Consider the following 16,179-nt stretch of genomic DNA (forward strand, 5'->3'; position numbering starts at 1 on the left):
TTGTCCATCATTTTCAGCCAGTGCATCCCACCGACAATGACATTATTTTTCTTCTGATTCAGTTCGTATGCCTCTTCCAGACTGGAAACTTTTACATATTGACTGATCTTCAGCATAGCTGTGCCTCCTTCTCAATCATCAAAAATTTATTCTCTTTATGTGCACTACTCTATTAAACTTCTTCTTTTGGAAGCAGAATGTTCATCAGGATCGCAACAAAAGCCGCAGGAACAATGCCGCTGCCGCCAAAAATCAGCTGGATGGACTGAGGCATGCTTGTCAGGATCGCTGTATTCGCCCCCAGACCATAGCCCAGACCCAGCGCAACAGAAACGATAGAAATACTTCTTGCTGTCAGAGGATTTTTTGTGATCAGCTGAATACCGCTGACTACGATAGAGGAAAACATCATAACCGCTGCACCGCCCAGTACGGACTGAGGCATGATGGAGATCAGTGCACCTACTTTCGGGAACAGACCACAGGCGATCAGAAAGATCGCACCTACTGCCAGGGCAGAGCGGTTCACGATTTTTGTCATAGTAACCAAACCTACATTCTGAGAGAAGGATGTGTTGGGCAGTACACCGAATACCGCTGCCAGAGAGGACCCCAGACCGTCACAAACGATACCGCCGGACAGTTCTTTGTCTGTTGCTTCTCTGCCCAGACCACCTTCCATAACACCGGAAATATCACCTACGGTTTCAACAGCTGTTACGACAAACATGATACAGATAGGCAGGATCGCTCTGGCATCAAATACGATATCCACGGGCATAATCTGAGGAATTGCAAACCAGGAGGCTGCTGCTACTTTGTCCCAGTTCAGAACCCATGCTTTTGTATATTCTACACCATCCGCTGTGATGCCTGTAGGATCCAAAACCAGACCCATGATACCGGCTGCAATATAACCAACGATAATACCAAACAGGATAGACGCTGTGGAAGTGATACCTTTTGTACAGTGTTTCAGCACAACGATCACTACCAGAACCAGCAGACCCAGAAACAGGTTTTCCAGAGAGCCGTAGTCTTTTGCCGCTGTACCGCCGCCGAAGGAACCAACACCTACTGCGATCAGAGACAGACCGATAGACAGAACTACGGTACCAGTAACAACAGGAGGGAAGAATTTACGCAGAGGCTTCAGCATGAACCCCAGAACCGCTTCGAAGAAACCGCCGACGATGGAAGCGCCCATAACGGCACCATAGGCCAGAGGGCCGCCGCCCATTACCGCTGCAACGGAGTTGCATACACCGATAAAGCCGGAAGATGTACCCATGATGATGGGAACTTTACCGCCACAGGGACCGATCGCATACAACTGGATCAATGTTACGATCCCGGCAATCAGCATTGCATTCTGCAGCAGTGCGATCTGCAGTTCGGAACCTGCTGCAATGCCACAGGCACCACTGATGATCAGGACAGGTGTCAGGTTGCCGACAAACATTGCCAGAACATGCTGTAAACCCAGCGGCACCGCCTGTTTCAGGGGAATGCGTCCTTCAAATTCATAAGGACTGGAATAAGTGACTGCTTTGGACATAAAAAAGACCCTCCTAAATAATTTTTCCTTTTGTGTTTTTATATATTTCTTTTGAAAATCCCCTTTTTAAGGAAATCCTTCGAAATTTTACCCACTATTAATTATAATATAAAACCCCCTAAAAATCAATGAAGTCCCCCTCCGGGACATTTTGTTCCCAGCACGGAAATATAAGCCATCCGAATGCATACCACCCCCTGTCTGCATCATTTTTATCTCAAATATCAGAAAGAAAAAAGATATGGAATGTCTTCCATATCTTTTTATTTTAATCCTTTTTGTACTGTCTCATTTTACGAAAATAAGAGCTCATTTCATCCGCCAGACCGGACAGACGATTCAGCAGTTTGGAATAATCATTGAGCATTTCATCGTCTATATAATAAGGGTAAACGATATCATGGTCAATTTCACTCCAGCCTTCCTCAAACAGCGTTCTGCCCTGAATTTCTACATAATAGCCTTTATACTTCACGATGTAATGCAGGGAACGGTAAATGCCTCCTGTAATGATATCGATTTCTTCTTCATCATAAATTTTCGTATCCCCGCCTCTTTTATAAACCTTCGGTTTTTCTGAAATATAGCAGTGATCTGCATCCTCATCAAAATCCCGCAAACGATCCACCACATATTTTTCAGGATCATTTTCAAATTTTTCGGTAATATAACGATGGAAATAGATCCAGTCCTCACGATACAGGAAAAAGACGCGGATACCAATCAGATCTGTTACATACTTATAGTAGTTGGTATGATCCAGATGAGCGTATTTTTCCAGATTTTCTTTTCTTTTGCGAATGATCTTCTCCAGCAGATGTCCGGGTTCCTTGGTTCTGTAGCGATAAGAATGAATGCCGGCTTTCTCGATTTCATACAGATATTCATCGATAAAATCCTTCCCGATATCATGCATCAGTTTTTCAATTTTCTGATATTCTTCCGCAATCTTTTCCAGTTCTTCCCACGAGATCTCCGCAGCTTCAAAATCTTTTTCGTCTATGTTATATGCCGTTAAAAATGCATCTCTATCCATCCTGATCCACCAACTTCCTCTGTTTTAAAAGCAACTGCCCTGTTCTTTTATTATGCTTCCTCTTAGGGTCATTGTCAATTATCGTCTGTTTTCCTTTCTGTCATACACGGTTGCTGAAATTCAAACCCATTGTTTTCTCAAGCGCATCTCTTTCTACTAAAAACAGAAACCGTTCCAACGGAAACTTTCTCTGCCTGATTCAGCTGTCGGTCACTCATAGTTCCTTCTGCACTGCCCTTTAATCTTATCAGACGGGATTCATACCCCAGAAATTCATTATAACGAAAAGACTCCTTCGTTCCGTCTGTCATCAGGCAGTAAAAATGATGGGGATATAATTTCAGTACCACTCCGGTTCTCTTTTCCCGGGTAATATAGCTGCCGTCCTTCAGCATGGAACGCTCCCTGACAAGGATCTCGGATCCCTCCTGCAGCCCCTTTCGGCAGGAAAAGCCTTTCAGCCATTCGTTTTTCCATCTTCTTTTTTCTCTCATACGTTCTCCCCCTCTTCTTTATTACGGATAAACCGTAATACTTCTGTAAAAAAATAAGCTCTTGCTATTTCACCTCAATAATACTACGGTTATACCGTAATTGTCAACGGTTTTTCCGTATTTTTTCATATTGTATTGTGTTTTTACGGTTTTTCCGTATAATTAAAGTAAGGAGGTGATTCCATGATTGATCGAAGCAGTAAACAGATTCTGGCAAAAAATATCCGTCATTACATGGAACAGAACAATAAAACAAGAAACGAAATGTGTGAAGCCCTCGGCGTAAAATATACAACCTTTACCGACTGGGTCAACGCAAAAACATATCCCCGCATTGACCGCATCGAACAGCTGGCCGCCTATTTTGGCATCGAAAAATCCGCCCTGCTGGAAGAACGCCTGCCTGCAGGTGCCATTCCCTATCAGAAACGTCCGACACAGCCCATTCCCATCGTCGGCGTGGTCAGCTGCGGCGTCCCACTTCTGGCCGAAGATAATATCGAAGGGTACTACGAAACCTCTCTGAAGGATATCACTACCGGCGAAACGTATTTCTGGCTCCGCGCAAAAGGCGACAGTATGATCAATGTAGGCATCCACGAAGGCGACCTGCTTCTCATCCGCCAGCAGAATGACGTGGACAGCGGTGATATTGCTGTCGTTTCCATCAATGGAGACGATGCTACCTTAAAGCGTATCATCAAAAAAGAACATGCCATCATTCTGCAGCCGGAAAATCCCGCTTACGAAACAAAGATCTTCGTCGGAGAAGAAATCGCTTCGGTACACATCAGAGGGAGACTGATGAAACTGGAAAAACGATTTTGATAAAAGGGAGGAATCATTTATGAAGAAAAAAATATTATGTACATTCCTTGCATCCCTATTGGCTTTCGGATGCCCTGTTTCCGCTTTTGCAGCAGAAATCACAGCCACTGCGATCCCCAATTCCAGAAATCTGGAGGGCTGGGGTGATTTCAGCGATGGCATGTGTCTGGTCATGCAGGACCGCAGCAAATTAGGGTATATCAATACTGCCGGAAAAGTGGTGATCCCTCCAACATATACCTATGCCAGAGATTTCTCCGAAGGCAAAGCCATGGTTGTCATTGACAATAAGGTCTGTTACATCGATAAAACAGGAACCGTCGTGATCTCCACAGGATTAAACTATGATTATGATGCATACGGCTGGGCAAATAAAGGCGAAACCGAATTCAAAAATGGCCTTGCATGCATTTATGGTCCCGGTGGTTGGGGTTCCATCAATGCGTCCGGGAAAGTTGTGATTCCCTTTCAGTTTGATGAACCCTATTTTTTCAATGAAAAAGGAATGGCTCAGGTCTTCCTGAACGGAGATATGAATTACATCAATACCAAAGGAAAACTGATTTTTCCCACAGGCTACAGCGCTATCGGCGAAAATAAGGACGGCACATGGATTGGGATCAGACATGATCAGATAACCCACGCAGGCTTTTTGCATAGCGAATATAGCAGTTATGATGTGCTGGATGCAAAAGGAAACATTATCAAAACCAATGTCAAAACTTCCGCTGGCAAAAACTATGATATGATCGCCCTTGCTCAGGCCACACTGGATGATTATGGTCTCTCCAAAGATCGTTATCTCAGTATTTCCCTCCCCGTTGACGGCATTGCCACAGCAAGTTTGCTTTATGATGTAGCCGTTGCAAATTACGGCGGTGTCCGCAATGTTTATATCGACACAAAAACCGGCCGTGAAATCGCCGGTCCTTTCAATCAGGCCAACGATTTCCGTGAAGGATATGCGCTGGTTTCCAAAGATGTAACAGATGGACTTGTTACATATTCCTATTATGGACTGATCAACAAAAAAGGCCAGCCCGCACTCCCTTTGGAATATGATCCGGCAATCAATTCCAAAGGTCTTTCCGAAGGTCATATGCTGGCAAAGAAAAACGGCACCCTTTATCTCATTAAAAACACAAGTCATAAAGGCGGTTTTACAGATGTATCTTCTGCCGATTATTTCTATAAACCCGTAAAATGGGCAGTAGAAAAAGGCATCACCAGCGGTGTATCCGACACTTCCTTTGCACCCAACCAGACCTGTACCAGAGGACAGATCATTTCCTTCCTCTGGCGCGCGGCAGGCTCTCCTCAGCCTTCCATCAGCAACCCTTACTCTGATGTAAAAAGCAACGATTACTTTTATAAAGCGGCTCTGTGGGCTTGCGAACAGGGCATGGCGGAAGACACCTCCTTCGCCCCCAACGCCCCCTGCACCCGTGCCATGGCAGTAGAATTCATGTGGAGATATGACAGCAGTCCTTCCTATGCTGCCGAACTCCCCTTCTATGATGTAAACGCTGACGCAGATTATACCGAAGCCATTGCATGGGCATTGGATGCAGGCGTGACTGCAGGTACCTCTGAAACGACATTCTCCCCTGACAGCACCTGCACCAGAGGACAGATCGCAACCTTCCTTTATAGAGGGTTTTCCAAATAAACAAATAAAACCCCGTCTTCCGACGGGGTTATTTTTGTTTCCGATTACATTTTTCTCGCTTACGACCGTCCTTTCGGACAAAACTGTATTCCCTGCGGTCGTAGTCGCAGTAAGCACTGCTTACTTCTTATTCTGCATGATTTCGATTACTTTCATATCTACATCTGCCAGTGCTTCATGGCTCAGTTTTGCCAGGTTTTTCGCTGTATCTTCTGCTTTTGTGCTGTTGATACCATCGGAAACACCGATCATGCTGCCATCCATAGCGTACATTGCTGCATAAACTGCTTCGCCTGCACATGCTGCAACTTTTACTGCACAGCCGCCTTTTGCGCCGTCACAGAAAATACCTGCTACGGAACCCATCATGTTCTGGATCGCACCGCTGATCTGTTCAAATGTGCCGCCCATCATGTATGTCATACCTGCTGCAGAACCTGTACCTGCTACCATCGCACCACAAACAGGGCTCAGACGACCAACATGTTTTTTCATGTACATGATCATCAGCATTGCCATAAATTCTGCTCTCAGCAGTTTTTCTTCGGGAATGTTCATTTTTTCTGCAAAAACAGCCATGGGCAGTGTTGTGGAAATACCCTGGTTGCCGCTGCCGCAGAATGTCATAACGGAACCGTTACCGCCATACATACGGAAGTCTGCTGCTGCAGAAGGGATCATTCTGACTGCTGTCACAACATCCGCTGCCATCCAGCCTTTATCCACGATATTCTGGATTGTAGGGCCTACGCCAAAAGCGTATTTCTTTTCCATACCGATTTTTGCGATTTCCATATTCATATCGATCGCTTCTTTAATGAACTGTAGTTCTTTTACATCTACTTCATTTGCCCAGTTGTAGAATTCTTCGAAAGTATGTGCTGTTACATCAAAACCGCCTTTTGTTTCTACGGAAGTAACAGATTCTGTTGTACGTTTATCCAGGATCACTTTGCCATCTTTTTCATAGAATACCATATTGTCATGGGCATCCTGTGTGATGGTATGTGCTTTTTCATTTGCGTTTGTTGCTACACATTCAATGTAGAAGCCGCTGCTTTTCAGCACTTCCACTTTTACCATGCCTGCAGCCACCAATTCTTTTGCTTTTGCCACATGTTCTGGTTTGATGTCTGCACAGATTTCCATTGTGTTGCCGGGTTTTGTCAGCAGTGCGCCCAGTACACATGCCAGTTCGATGCCGTATGTACCTGTGTTGGGAATCTGAACGCTATATGCGTTTTTGAAAATGTTGGAACTGATGACCATATCCAGTTTTTCAGCGGGTGCAGACAGTTCTTCACATGTTCTGGAAACTGCCAGAGCGATAGCAACGGGTTCTGTACAGCCCATGCTAGGTTTCATTTCTGCTTTGATTGCGTTTAATACTACATTCATATCCATACTTTTTTCCTCCTGATATCCTCTACTCGTTTACACGAAAATTTTATCTGATATTATATAGAGCAAAAAGCGTGCCAACACGACATCTTCCCTCTGATTTTTTCTTTTTTGTTGTTAAAAAACCTGATTTTTCTGCAAATAAAAATTTTTCATTAAAAAAAAGACCGTCCTTGTTTCAAAGGCAGCCTTTTTTATTTTTCTCATAATTGAGAATTTATATCTTCTGTTTTTCGGAAACCATTTTTCCTGTATTTTCATTATATACAAATAGAAAAATTTGTCCTTATTCCAAAGAATCTTTTTTGTTTTTCTGTCAGAAACATCCATCTGCAAATCCGAAAATAAATTCTCATATTTGCGAATTATTCTCATATATGAGAATTAAAGCAGGTCATATTTTTTCAATTTCCGATACAGCGTCGCTCTGCTGATTTTCAGAGTTTCTGCCAGTGTATTTTTTTCTTCCAGCGTTGCGCCCTTCTTGATCATACTGCCAAGGACACGCTTTTCGTATTCCCCCACAATCTCCTCCAGAGACCAGTCTTCAAACCCCTTTTCGGAACGCAGAACGATATGATCAGGCAGGTCTGCTAGCTGTACTTCATCCCCTTCGGAAATGTTTGCCAGATACTCAATGATATTTTTCAGTTCCCGCACATTCCCTGGCCAGTTATAGGTCAGCAATGTCTGCATCGCATCTCTGGAAATGCCTGTCATGGATTTTCCCAGTTTCTGATTGTAGTAAGCGATATAATATTCGATCAGCGCCGGCAGGTCTTCTTTTCGTTTGCGCAGCGGCGGCAGTTCAATGGGAATAATATTCAGACGATAATAAAGATCTTCTCTGAAAGTTCCCTCTTCCACCATCTGCTCGATGTTTTTGTTAGTTGCACAGATAACACGGATATCGATGGGAATGGGCTTTGTTCCGCCGATGCGTTCCACCACACTTTCCTGCAGCACACGCAGCAGTTTTGTCTGCACATGCAGCGGCATATCGCCGATCTCATCCAGAAAAATGGTACTACCGTGGGCCAGTTCAAATTTCCCGATGGAACCTTTCTTTTTCGCTCCCGTAAAAGCCCCTTCCTCATAACCAAACAATTCGCTTTCTACCAGATTTTCCGGAATGGCCGCACAGTTGATAGAGATCATCAGCTTATCTCTGCGGTCACTGTGGGCATGGATCATCTTCGCCATGATTTCCTTGCCCGTACCGCTTTCCCCCCGCAGAAAAACAGTAGAATTGGTCTTCGCCACCTTTTTCCCGATACGAATGGCTTCTTCCATCTTGGGGCTGTTGCCCACGAAAGACCAGCCTTTTTCCGCATCATGGACGACCTTCAGCTGCTGTTCCAGCCGCTCTCTGGCTTCGTCTGTGTAAAGTTTACTTTCCAGCAGAACAGACATATATTTCAGAAATTCCTCCATCTGTCCCCTTTCCTGCAGCAGCTTTTCCCGCTGCCCTTCATCAAAGGCAATGATGGAAATGATCCCAACGACTGCACCGTTTTTAAAGATAGGATAGGCCACATTGGCCAGTTCCCTGCAGGTCGCTCTTTTTTCGCAGACCAGACAGTTTTCATCCATCAATACATCGGTAATGATCCCGTTTTCACCGGACTGCAGGATCTGATTGAAAAAGTTGCCATGGGTCACAGTTCTGCCGATCTCGTCGGCATAGATCCCTGTACCGGCCACACGGATCAGTTCATTATCCACCACCGTAACATCTGCCTCCAGAATAGAGGCAATCGCCTGTACATAAGCCTGTATGAAAGACTGAATTTTCATCAACGCAGTCATGTCCATTCCTCCTCAGAAAATTTCTCATTTCTAAGAATATAGCATATTTCCTGTTTTTTCACAATAAAAAAGCACCTCATTTCTGAGGTGCTGATTGATCAGATTTTTGTTTCTTCATCCAGAAAGCTTTCTTCGTGGTAATTCTTTTCTTTTCTGTGATCATTCAGAACTACCTGCGCAATATTCATTGCGTGGTCGGAAACGCGTTCCAGATTGCCCAGCAGATCCAGGAAGTGGATCCCTGCGTTTACAGTACATTCTGCATTAGACAGACGGGAAATGTGGCCTGCACGCAGGTCTTTTTCCATTTTGTCTACCTGACGTTCCAGGAAAGCAGTTTTTACTGCATAGCTTACATCGTCCAATTCTGTTGCCTTGATGGCATTGTCATAGGAAGCGATCGTTGTTTTCGCCATTTCAGCCAGTTCGCCCATAGCTGTTTCGGAGAAGGAAATATCTTCGTTTTTCATAGATTCTGCCAGTTCTGCGATATTTTCCGCATGGTCACCGATACGTTCGATATCACTGATTGTGTTCAGCAGGCTTGTAACTGTTTCATTATCTCTGTCATTCAGATGATGCATAACCAGTTCAACCAGATATTCGGATACGCTGTCACATACTTTATTGATTACGCCTTCTTTCTGCTTAACAGCAGCAATTTTGTCGCCATCGTGGTTTTCCAGTGTTTCCAGAGCCATTGTCAGGTTTTCTCTTGCAATGCGGCCCAGTCTGATTGTTTCCAGTTTCGCACCGGCTACAGCAACGGAAGGTGTGGACATCATACGTTTGTCCAGATGTACCAGCTGTGTTTCGTCTTCTGTTTCGATTTTTGTGATACCATTTACTTTCATTGCGATCTTGATGATCAGGCCGCTCAGAGGGATCATAACGATGGTCGTACCAATATTAAAGCCTGTATGGATCGCAGAGATTTCTGTCATAGTGATGATGCCTTCACCCAAAGCAGGATCTGCTTTCGCAAATACGATCAGAGAAATGATACTGAACAGAATAGAACCTGTGATATTGAACAGCAGGTGCATCGTACCAACGCATTTTGCATTTTTGCTTGCGCCTACGGAAGACAGGATCGCTGTGACGCAAGTACCGATGTTCTGACCCATGATAATGAATACTGCAGCCTTTGTAGGAACCAGACCTGCAGCGGCCAGAGACAGCAGAATACCCTGAGAAGCAGAGGAGGACTGGATGATCGCTGTTACGCCGGCACCGGCCAGGATACCCAGGAAAGGATTTGCCCCCAGAGAAATAAACATTGTTTTGAATGTTTCAGATTCTCTCAGCGGTTTTACTGCATCGGACATGGTGCTCATACCAATGAACAGGATACCAAAACCAATGACGATTGCAGCAATATCTTTGCTTTTTGCTTTTTTGCCAACCAGAGAGATGATCACACCGGCCATAACTGCCAGAGGCGCCAGTGTAGAGGGGCTCAGGAATTTTGCCCATTCTGCAGAGGATACCAGCCAGCCCGTGATGGTTGTACCGATGTTGGCACCCATGATCACGCTGATGGCCTGTGTCAGGTTCATCAACCCTGCGTTTACAAAACCAACAACCATGACTGTTGTTGCAGAAGAACTCTGAATGATCGCTGTAACCAGTGCGCCCAGCAGAATGCCCATCAGTTTATTCTGTGTCAGCACTTCAAGGATCTTCTTCATTTTAGAGCCTGCCGCATTCTGCAGACCATCTGCCATGATGTTCATACCATAAATGAACATTGCAAGGCCGCCAATAAAGGGGATTACCATAGAACTCATACTTTTCCTCCAATTTCACCTTTTCTTTACTTACTTTTTACTTTTTTCCTAAGTGTTAACTTTTCTAAAAATGTACGTAAAATCTATTTTCACCGTTGATAATGATACCATAAATAAAACACCCCCGCAACGAAAATTCACCAGCTTTTGGCAAATTCCACCGTTTTCACAGAATGAAATTATAATTTCTCCACTCCTCTTGTCATACTGCCCGAGAAATGTAAAATCTATGTTAAATCCAGTTTAACTTTTCCCACTTTTTACCTGCAAAAAATCCCGAGAACCATTGATTCTACGGGATTTTTCTTAACTTTAACTTTATACTTTTTTAACAGCGCCTTCAGACAGAACAAAACCGCCGCCGGCAACATATTCCCCATCATACAAAACAAGAGACTGTCCGGGGGTGATGGCTCTCTGGGGCTCATCAAAAGTAACCTCCAGAATATCATCATCCACCATTTTTACGGTACACCATGCCGCCTTATGGGCATAGCGGATCTTCGCCTGAAAACGCATACCGTCTTCAAATCTCTCATAGGCCATGTGGGCAAGGTTTCCCGCATAGAGTTTTGTCTGGAACAGTTCCTGATTATCACACAGGCGCACCTGATTTTTTTCCGGATCCACCCCGTAAACGAATACAGGCTTGCCCAAGGACAGGCCAAGGCCCTTTCTCTGCCCAACGGTATAATGGATAAGCCCTTTATGCTTGCCTACCACTTTACCACTCATGTCCACGAAATCACCGGGCTTGCCCTGATAGCCGCCCTCTCTTTCGATAAATGCGGCATAGTCTCCGTCGGGGATAAAACAGATATCCTGGCTGTCTCCTTTTTTCGCCACAAAACCATCGATTTTTTCCGCGATTGCGCGCACTTCCTCCTTGGCGTAATCGCCAATGGGCAATAACATGGCCTGCAGCTGTTCCTGTGTCAGTCTGTATAAGGCATATGTCTGGTCTTTCACTGCTGTTGCAGAGTTTCTCACTGCATATCTGCCTGTTTTCGGGTGCTTTTCGATACGGGCATAATGGCCTGTAGCAATATGCTCTGCTCCCATTTCATGGGCTTTATCCAGGAGTGCCTGCCCCTTTACCAGTCGGTTGCAGACAATGCAGGGATTCGGCGTCAGTCCTTTCTGATACTGCTCCATAAAATCATTGACCACACATTCTCTGAATTCCTTTTTAAAATCCAGAACTTCAAAGGGGATGCCGATATTTTCTGCAACCCTTCTGGCATCCTCGATAGCCTTTTGGCTGCCTTCTCCGGGCCACATTTCCATGGTCACACCAATGACATCATAGCCCTGCTCTTTCAGAAGATAGGCCGCTACGGTGCTGTCTACCCCGCCGCTGAGACCTACGATCACTTTTCCTTTATGCATATTCTTTCACCTCATTTCGGGAATCATTTCCCAAAGAGTTCTCTGATCTGTCGGGGAATTGCTTTCAGCCTTTCCCTTCTGTCTTTTTTCACCAGTTTTTTGGTATAGGCAAAGGTTTTTTCTTCGCCTTCTTCTGCCAGCATGAGCATCAGTTTTTCGATCAGCGCAATGGTTTCGGGGTGCATGACTGCCTTCACCCGTTTGCTTCTTTCGTGATATTCCCAAGGGCTGGCATCCGTATACGCCTCCTTCTGATACACCTTGCAGGCTGCGATACGGTCCATGAACATTTCCACCACATAGCGCACAGGCATTTTCATGCCGACCAGCAACTGATCGGAAGTGCCGGGCATGGTATAGTCCATCCAGTATTCAAAATGATGCTTGTTTCTGCCTTTATGATGGAGCCAGGAAGAGGAATATCCCTTCGCTTCCTTTTCCGCATTATTGGGGCTTCTGTCCCCCTGAAAATATTTTATTCCCACCAGAAATTCCGTCGGGCTGAATTTGCTCAGGTCATGGGTCAGCCCCTGCCAGTAAAGCCCTACTTTAAAGCAGCCCTCCCGCACCAGTTTTCTATGATATGTAATTGTCTGAAAATGCTCTCTGATTTTCATTTTACATCATCCTTCCTGAAAGAAGAAGCCCCAATTCTTGGGAATTGAGGCCTCTGTAAGGTCGTTCTTATTTTGTGATCTTGGAGATCGCTTTGAAATGAGGTGTACCTGCACCCTGAACCATTTCATACAGCGCACCTTCGCAGGTTGTTACGAAAGCGCCTTCCTGTGCTGCTCTCTGGATTGCATAGTCTTTGTTGTATACCATTCTGGAACCTACGCAGTCAGCCACGATGAATACACGATAGCCTTCTCTCAGCAGGTCAATGATGCTCTGCAGCACGCAGATGTGAGATTCCACACCGCAAACCAGAATTGTCTTTTTGCCCTGTGCTTTTACCCATTCTACAAATGTGTCACAGCCCATTGCGGAGAAGGACATTTTTTCCATGGGTTCAAATTCGCCCAGTGCTTCTTTGATCACGGGAACTGTGTCACCCAGGCCTTTTGTATACTGCTGTGTTACAGCCATGGGCACGCCCAGTTCTTTCAGACCTGCAACGAATGTTGCCGCTTTTGCTACGATTTCTTCATTATTTGCGATAGCGGGCACCAGTTTTTCCTGAAAATCGATGATCAGAGCCGCTGTATCTTCTGCAAAAATTCTCATGATAAATTCCTCCTGATAAATAAAATCCTTTTCCCTTTCGGGAGACAAACTGCAAAAATCACAGAACCTCCCATTTTCTCTTACATTTTATCGTATCAGGGGACAAATGTCTACCATTTTCGGATAGGCCCCTGCGCTTTGCCGGACTTCCTATACATACTTGCGCATGTGCTGCAATGCACTTTTTTCCAGACGGGATACCTGAGCCTGACTGATGCCGATCTCCGTGCTGACCTCCGTCTGGGTCTTGCCTTCAAAAAAGCGCAGATTGACGATCTTCTTTTCTCTTTCGGACAGGTGCTGCATGGCTTCGTTCAGGGAAAGATTTTCCAGCCAGAGCCTGTCCCCGTTTTTTTCATCACTGACCTGATCCATCACAAACAGAGTATCTCCCCCGTCATGGTAAATCGGCTCAAACAGGGAAACTGGATCCTGTATGGCATCCATGGCCATCACAATATTTTCTCTGCTCAGCCCCATTTCCTTCGCAATTTCTTCCACGCTGGGCTCTTTTTCTGTCTCTGCCATCAGTTTTTCCTTCACCTGCAGTGCCTTATAGGCCGTATCCCGCAGGGAACGGGAAACCCGAATGGTATTGTTGTCTCTGAGGTATCGGCGGATCTCCCCGATGATCATAGGGCAAAAATAGGTGGAAGGCATCACATCCATGGTGATATCAAAATTATCAATGGCCTTGATGAGGCCCACCACCCCGATCTGAAACAGATCGTCCATATTTTCATTGCGGTTTTCAAACCGCTTGATGATACTCAGCACCAGCCGCAGATTCCCTTCGATGAGCTGCTGTCTTGCCGCTTCGTTCCCTTCCCTGCATTTTATAAAAAGTGCCTTGGCTTCTGCTCCCGTCAGAACAGGCAGATTCGCCGTATTGACACCGCTGATCTCCACTTTGCCGTAATAAGCCATCCTCTCACTCCGTTCGTTCAAAGATTCCCTATTACCTTTTCCTTTTGCAGCGGGAAATATACGGAACAAATCTCGCCATTTGGTGCATAAAACCGTCCCCTTTTTTCCATGATAAAGAAAAAAGAAAGGAGCCTTTTCCATGCCTGTTACAGAAAAACAAAACGCCCTTCCAAACAGCCAGACGATCCGTGAAAGCACCCGCATTATCCGAAAAAGCGGACGCAGCGGAGCCCAGCAGTTCATCGATAACGGCTTTGGCAAAATGAAAAATACGGATTTTGAACCCCTGCATTATGCCGATAACTGAAAAAAGCCTCTTTTCAGAGGCTCTTACATATCACATCAATTTGCTCATTTCTTTTTTCAGTCTGCCCATGATCCTCTTTTCCAGTCGGGAAATATAGGATTGGGAAATGCCGAGAATATCCGCCACTTCCTTCTGGGTCTTTTCTTCCGTTTCCGGCAGGATACCAAAACGCATCTCTACGATCTTCCGCTCCCGTCTGCTGAGTTTTTCCATGGCATTGTTCAGCAGTTCCCTGTCCACTTCCTCCTCAATACCCTTGGTAATGATATCGCTTTCCGTGCCGAGGATATCGGAAAGGAGCAGTTCGTTTCCCTCCCAGTCCACATTCAGGGGCTCATCGATGGAGACTTCCGATTTTGTCTTATTATTCCTCCTCAGATACATCAATATCTCATTTTCGATGCAGCGGGAAGCATAGGTAGCCAGTTTGATTTTTTTGTCTATTTTAAAGGTATTGATGGCCTTGATGAGCCCAATGGTACCAATAGAAATCAGGTCTTCCACATTGATGCCCGTATTTTCAAACTTCCGCGCGATATAGACCACCAGCCGCAGATTTCGTTCAATCAGGACAGATTTCACCGTCATATCATCCTCTCCGCCCAGCTGTTCCAGAAGCAGAGCTTCCTCCTCCGGCTTCAGGGGTGGCGGAAACACATCGCTGCCGCCAATATAAAAGACACCCTCACCTTTTTTCAAAATCCGTTTCAGCAAACGTTCTGCATGATATTTCGCCAGAAACAGCAGATATTTCCATTCCCTCATTTTCATTCCTCCTCCAGTAAACAGGGTGGCACCAGCCCTTCGTATGCCCCTGTGAATTCCTCCATATTGATACCGACAAAAATATTCTTATGTATGATTTTCTTTTCTCCAAAGGACAGGATCAGTTTTTCCGCACGGATCCCCCAGAGTCTTCCGTCGGGATTACCCAGACTGGTAAAAGACATCCATTCCAGTCTCATCCTGTTTCCGGAAAGCAGCCCCACCTGTTCCTCTCTGGAAAACAGCGGCAGAAGAGCCGACAATTCCACCACCGCAACCCCGCGGCCCTTTTCCTGCAGGCCATTGCCCGTATCGATGAGCATCCGCCCTTCCACGCCTTTGCCCCGCCAGAGAATGGCCGCCGTACAATATTCCCTTCTTCTGACGATATGGGCCTGCAGCCATCGGGCTGCCAGTTTCAGAAAAACGTAGGCCATCCCCACCGACCACGGCAGGAGCCACCATGGATATGCCTTTTGGACGACCATACCTCGCCCAAAGATCCGCTGCGCCTGCGTCATGTTAAAAAGCATATTGATACCGCCGCCCATCAGGAAGGATCCCCCAAGGGCAGAGCCGCCTAACCGCAGCCAGTTCCGCCCTTGTTTCGGATAATAGACCGCAAACAAGCCTCCCCACAGCAGCAGAAAAGACAGCAGAAATCCGCCGTTTTTCCGAAGAAAGCAGAGCCACAGGCAATACATCAGTGCCGATAAAAATCCGCCCAGAAAAACCCTCCATTTTTTCGCAGTAAAGCCGGAAATTCGGCCCGCCGCCCAGAGCAGAAAGGTATCCATCCCCCAGGAAACCAGAAAAACCACATCTATGTAAATCATTGGTTCCATAAAATTCCTCCATACCTATGATTATAGGACGGCGAAACGGCGAAACCTGTCGTTTTTGCAGAACGGAAACGAAAAAAACGGCGACAAAAAAAGACAGCCGAAGCTGCCTTTCTTTTCCATTCTTATTCCGCCAT

The 16,179-nt window shown here is 45.6% G+C and carries 15 protein-coding genes and 1 pseudogene; 3 read left to right on the forward strand and 13 right to left on the reverse strand.

The window, feature by feature from the left end:
* From ACJMLT_RS03880 to ACJMLT_RS03895, 4 genes and pseudogenes are all read right to left on the reverse strand, one after another.
* A pseudogene (locus ACJMLT_RS03880) lies at positions 1–116 on the reverse strand (molybdopterin dehydrogenase); the annotation flags it as partial.
* Between the two features lie 56 nt (positions 117–172).
* On the reverse strand, positions 173–1,558 hold the full coding sequence (locus ACJMLT_RS03885; RefSeq protein ID WP_405726875.1) for a uracil-xanthine permease family protein: 1,386 nt from the start codon (positions 1,556–1,558) through the stop codon (positions 173–175).
* Between the two features lie 268 nt (positions 1,559–1,826).
* Positions 1,827–2,594 carry a GTP pyrophosphokinase gene (locus ACJMLT_RS03890; protein WP_405726878.1) on the reverse strand — a complete coding sequence of 256 codons (768 nt, stop codon included), beginning with the start codon at positions 2,592–2,594 and terminating at the stop codon, positions 1,827–1,829.
* A 137-nt stretch (positions 2,595–2,731) separates the two neighbouring features.
* A complete protein-coding gene (locus ACJMLT_RS03895) occupies positions 2,732–3,088 on the reverse strand; it encodes a hypothetical protein (protein WP_405726881.1) in 357 nt (118 codons plus the stop codon).
* Positions 3,089–3,271: 183 nt separating this feature from the next.
* Here ACJMLT_RS03895 and ACJMLT_RS03900 point away from each other — a divergent pair, with 183 nt between their 5' ends.
* Both ACJMLT_RS03900 and ACJMLT_RS03905 read left to right on the forward strand, forming a co-directional pair.
* Complete coding sequence (locus ACJMLT_RS03900) at positions 3,272–3,916, forward strand: LexA family protein (protein WP_405726884.1); 645 nt, start codon at positions 3,272–3,274, stop codon at positions 3,914–3,916.
* 19 nt (positions 3,917–3,935) lie between these two features.
* Complete coding sequence (locus tag ACJMLT_RS03905; RefSeq protein ID WP_405726887.1) at positions 3,936–5,585, forward strand: WG repeat-containing protein; 1,650 nt, start codon at positions 3,936–3,938, stop codon at positions 5,583–5,585.
* A 120-nt stretch (positions 5,586–5,705) separates the two neighbouring features.
* Here the strand turns inward: ACJMLT_RS03905 and ACJMLT_RS03910 are convergent, their stop codons facing one another.
* From ACJMLT_RS03910 to sigG, 7 genes are all read right to left on the reverse strand, one after another.
* Positions 5,706–6,989, reverse strand: coding sequence for an L-cysteine desulfidase family protein (locus tag ACJMLT_RS03910; protein WP_405726890.1), 1,284 nt, complete (start codon positions 6,987–6,989; stop codon positions 5,706–5,708).
* A gap of 381 nt (positions 6,990–7,370) precedes the next feature.
* Positions 7,371–8,795 (reverse strand): sigma-54 interaction domain-containing protein, encoded by a 1,425-nt coding sequence (locus tag ACJMLT_RS03915; RefSeq protein ID WP_405726893.1) that lies wholly within the window; start codon positions 8,793–8,795, stop codon positions 7,371–7,373.
* A 98-nt stretch (positions 8,796–8,893) separates the two neighbouring features.
* Entirely contained in the window at positions 8,894–10,585 is a 1,692-nt protein-coding gene (locus ACJMLT_RS03920; RefSeq protein ID WP_405726896.1) for a Na/Pi cotransporter family protein, read from the reverse strand.
* A 318-nt stretch (positions 10,586–10,903) separates the two neighbouring features.
* Positions 10,904–11,974, reverse strand: coding sequence for a tRNA 2-thiouridine(34) synthase MnmA (gene mnmA, locus ACJMLT_RS03925; protein ID WP_405726899.1), 1,071 nt, complete (start codon positions 11,972–11,974; stop codon positions 10,904–10,906).
* Positions 11,975–11,997: 23 nt separating this feature from the next.
* Positions 11,998–12,591, reverse strand: a complete 594-nt coding sequence (locus ACJMLT_RS03930) for a DUF5662 family protein (protein WP_405726902.1) — start codon at positions 12,589–12,591, stop codon at positions 11,998–12,000.
* Positions 12,592–12,658: 67 nt separating this feature from the next.
* Entirely contained in the window at positions 12,659–13,201 is a 543-nt protein-coding gene (locus tag ACJMLT_RS03935; protein WP_405726905.1) for a hydrolase, read from the reverse strand.
* A 150-nt stretch (positions 13,202–13,351) separates the two neighbouring features.
* A complete protein-coding gene (gene sigG, locus ACJMLT_RS03940; RefSeq protein WP_405726907.1) occupies positions 13,352–14,128 on the reverse strand; it encodes an RNA polymerase sporulation sigma factor SigG in 777 nt (258 codons plus the stop codon).
* Positions 14,129–14,267: 139 nt separating this feature from the next.
* Between sigG and ACJMLT_RS03945 the strand changes: the two genes are divergently transcribed.
* Entirely contained in the window at positions 14,268–14,435 is a 168-nt protein-coding gene (locus tag ACJMLT_RS03945) for a hypothetical protein (protein ID WP_405726910.1), read from the forward strand.
* A 30-nt stretch (positions 14,436–14,465) separates the two neighbouring features.
* On the opposite strand, the gene sigE is transcribed toward ACJMLT_RS03945, so the two are convergent.
* Together sigE and ACJMLT_RS03955 are read right to left on the reverse strand one after the other, a co-directional pair.
* Positions 14,466–15,200 carry an RNA polymerase sporulation sigma factor SigE gene (gene sigE, locus ACJMLT_RS03950; RefSeq protein ID WP_405726913.1) on the reverse strand — a complete coding sequence of 245 codons (735 nt, stop codon included), beginning with the start codon at positions 15,198–15,200 and terminating at the stop codon, positions 14,466–14,468.
* Positions 15,201–15,202: 2 nt separating this feature from the next.
* A complete protein-coding gene (locus tag ACJMLT_RS03955) occupies positions 15,203–16,045 on the reverse strand; it encodes a sigma-E processing peptidase SpoIIGA (protein ID WP_405726915.1) in 843 nt (280 codons plus the stop codon).
* Positions 16,046–16,179 lie beyond the last annotated feature (134 nt).

The organism is Anaerotignum sp. (genome assembly GCF_045122575.1).
Lineage (GTDB): Bacteria > Bacillota > Clostridia > Lachnospirales > Anaerotignaceae > Anaerotignum_A.

Bases quoted from the DNA above. Each gene is read 5' to 3' on its own strand.
- ACJMLT_RS03930 (WP_405726902.1), bottom strand. From the start codon at position 12,591: ATGAAAATCAGAGAGCATTTTCAGACAATTACATATCATAGAAAACTG.
- ACJMLT_RS03895 (WP_405726881.1), bottom strand. From the start codon at position 3,088: ATGAGAGAAAAAAGAAGATGGAAAAACGAATGGCTGAAAGGCTTTTCC.
- ACJMLT_RS03910 (WP_405726890.1), bottom strand. From the start codon at position 6,989: ATGGATATGAATGTAGTATTAAACGCAATCAAAGCAGAAATGAAACCT.
- ACJMLT_RS03885 (WP_405726875.1), bottom strand. From the start codon at position 1,558: ATGTCCAAAGCAGTCACTTATTCCAGTCCTTATGAATTTGAAGGACGC.
- sigE (WP_405726913.1), bottom strand. From the start codon at position 15,200: ATGAGGGAATGGAAATATCTGCTGTTTCTGGCGAAATATCATGCAGAA.
- ACJMLT_RS03935 (WP_405726905.1), bottom strand. From the start codon at position 13,201: ATGAGAATTTTTGCAGAAGATACAGCGGCTCTGATCATCGATTTTCAG.
- ACJMLT_RS03915 (WP_405726893.1), bottom strand. From the start codon at position 8,795: ATGACTGCGTTGATGAAAATTCAGTCTTTCATACAGGCTTATGTACAG.
- ACJMLT_RS03920 (WP_405726896.1), bottom strand. From the start codon at position 10,585: ATGAGTTCTATGGTAATCCCCTTTATTGGCGGCCTTGCAATGTTCATT.
- ACJMLT_RS03945 (WP_405726910.1), top strand. From the start codon at position 14,268: ATGCCTGTTACAGAAAAACAAAACGCCCTTCCAAACAGCCAGACGATC.
- ACJMLT_RS03890 (WP_405726878.1), bottom strand. From the start codon at position 2,594: ATGGATAGAGATGCATTTTTAACGGCATATAACATAGACGAAAAAGAT.
- ACJMLT_RS03900 (WP_405726884.1), top strand. From the start codon at position 3,272: ATGATTGATCGAAGCAGTAAACAGATTCTGGCAAAAAATATCCGTCAT.
- mnmA (WP_405726899.1), bottom strand. From the start codon at position 11,974: ATGCATAAAGGAAAAGTGATCGTAGGTCTCAGCGGCGGGGTAGACAGC.
- ACJMLT_RS03955 (WP_405726915.1), bottom strand. From the start codon at position 16,045: ATGGAACCAATGATTTACATAGATGTGGTTTTTCTGGTTTCCTGGGGG.
- ACJMLT_RS03905 (WP_405726887.1), top strand. From the start codon at position 3,936: ATGAAGAAAAAAATATTATGTACATTCCTTGCATCCCTATTGGCTTTC.
- sigG (WP_405726907.1), bottom strand. From the start codon at position 14,128: ATGGCTTATTACGGCAAAGTGGAGATCAGCGGTGTCAATACGGCGAAT.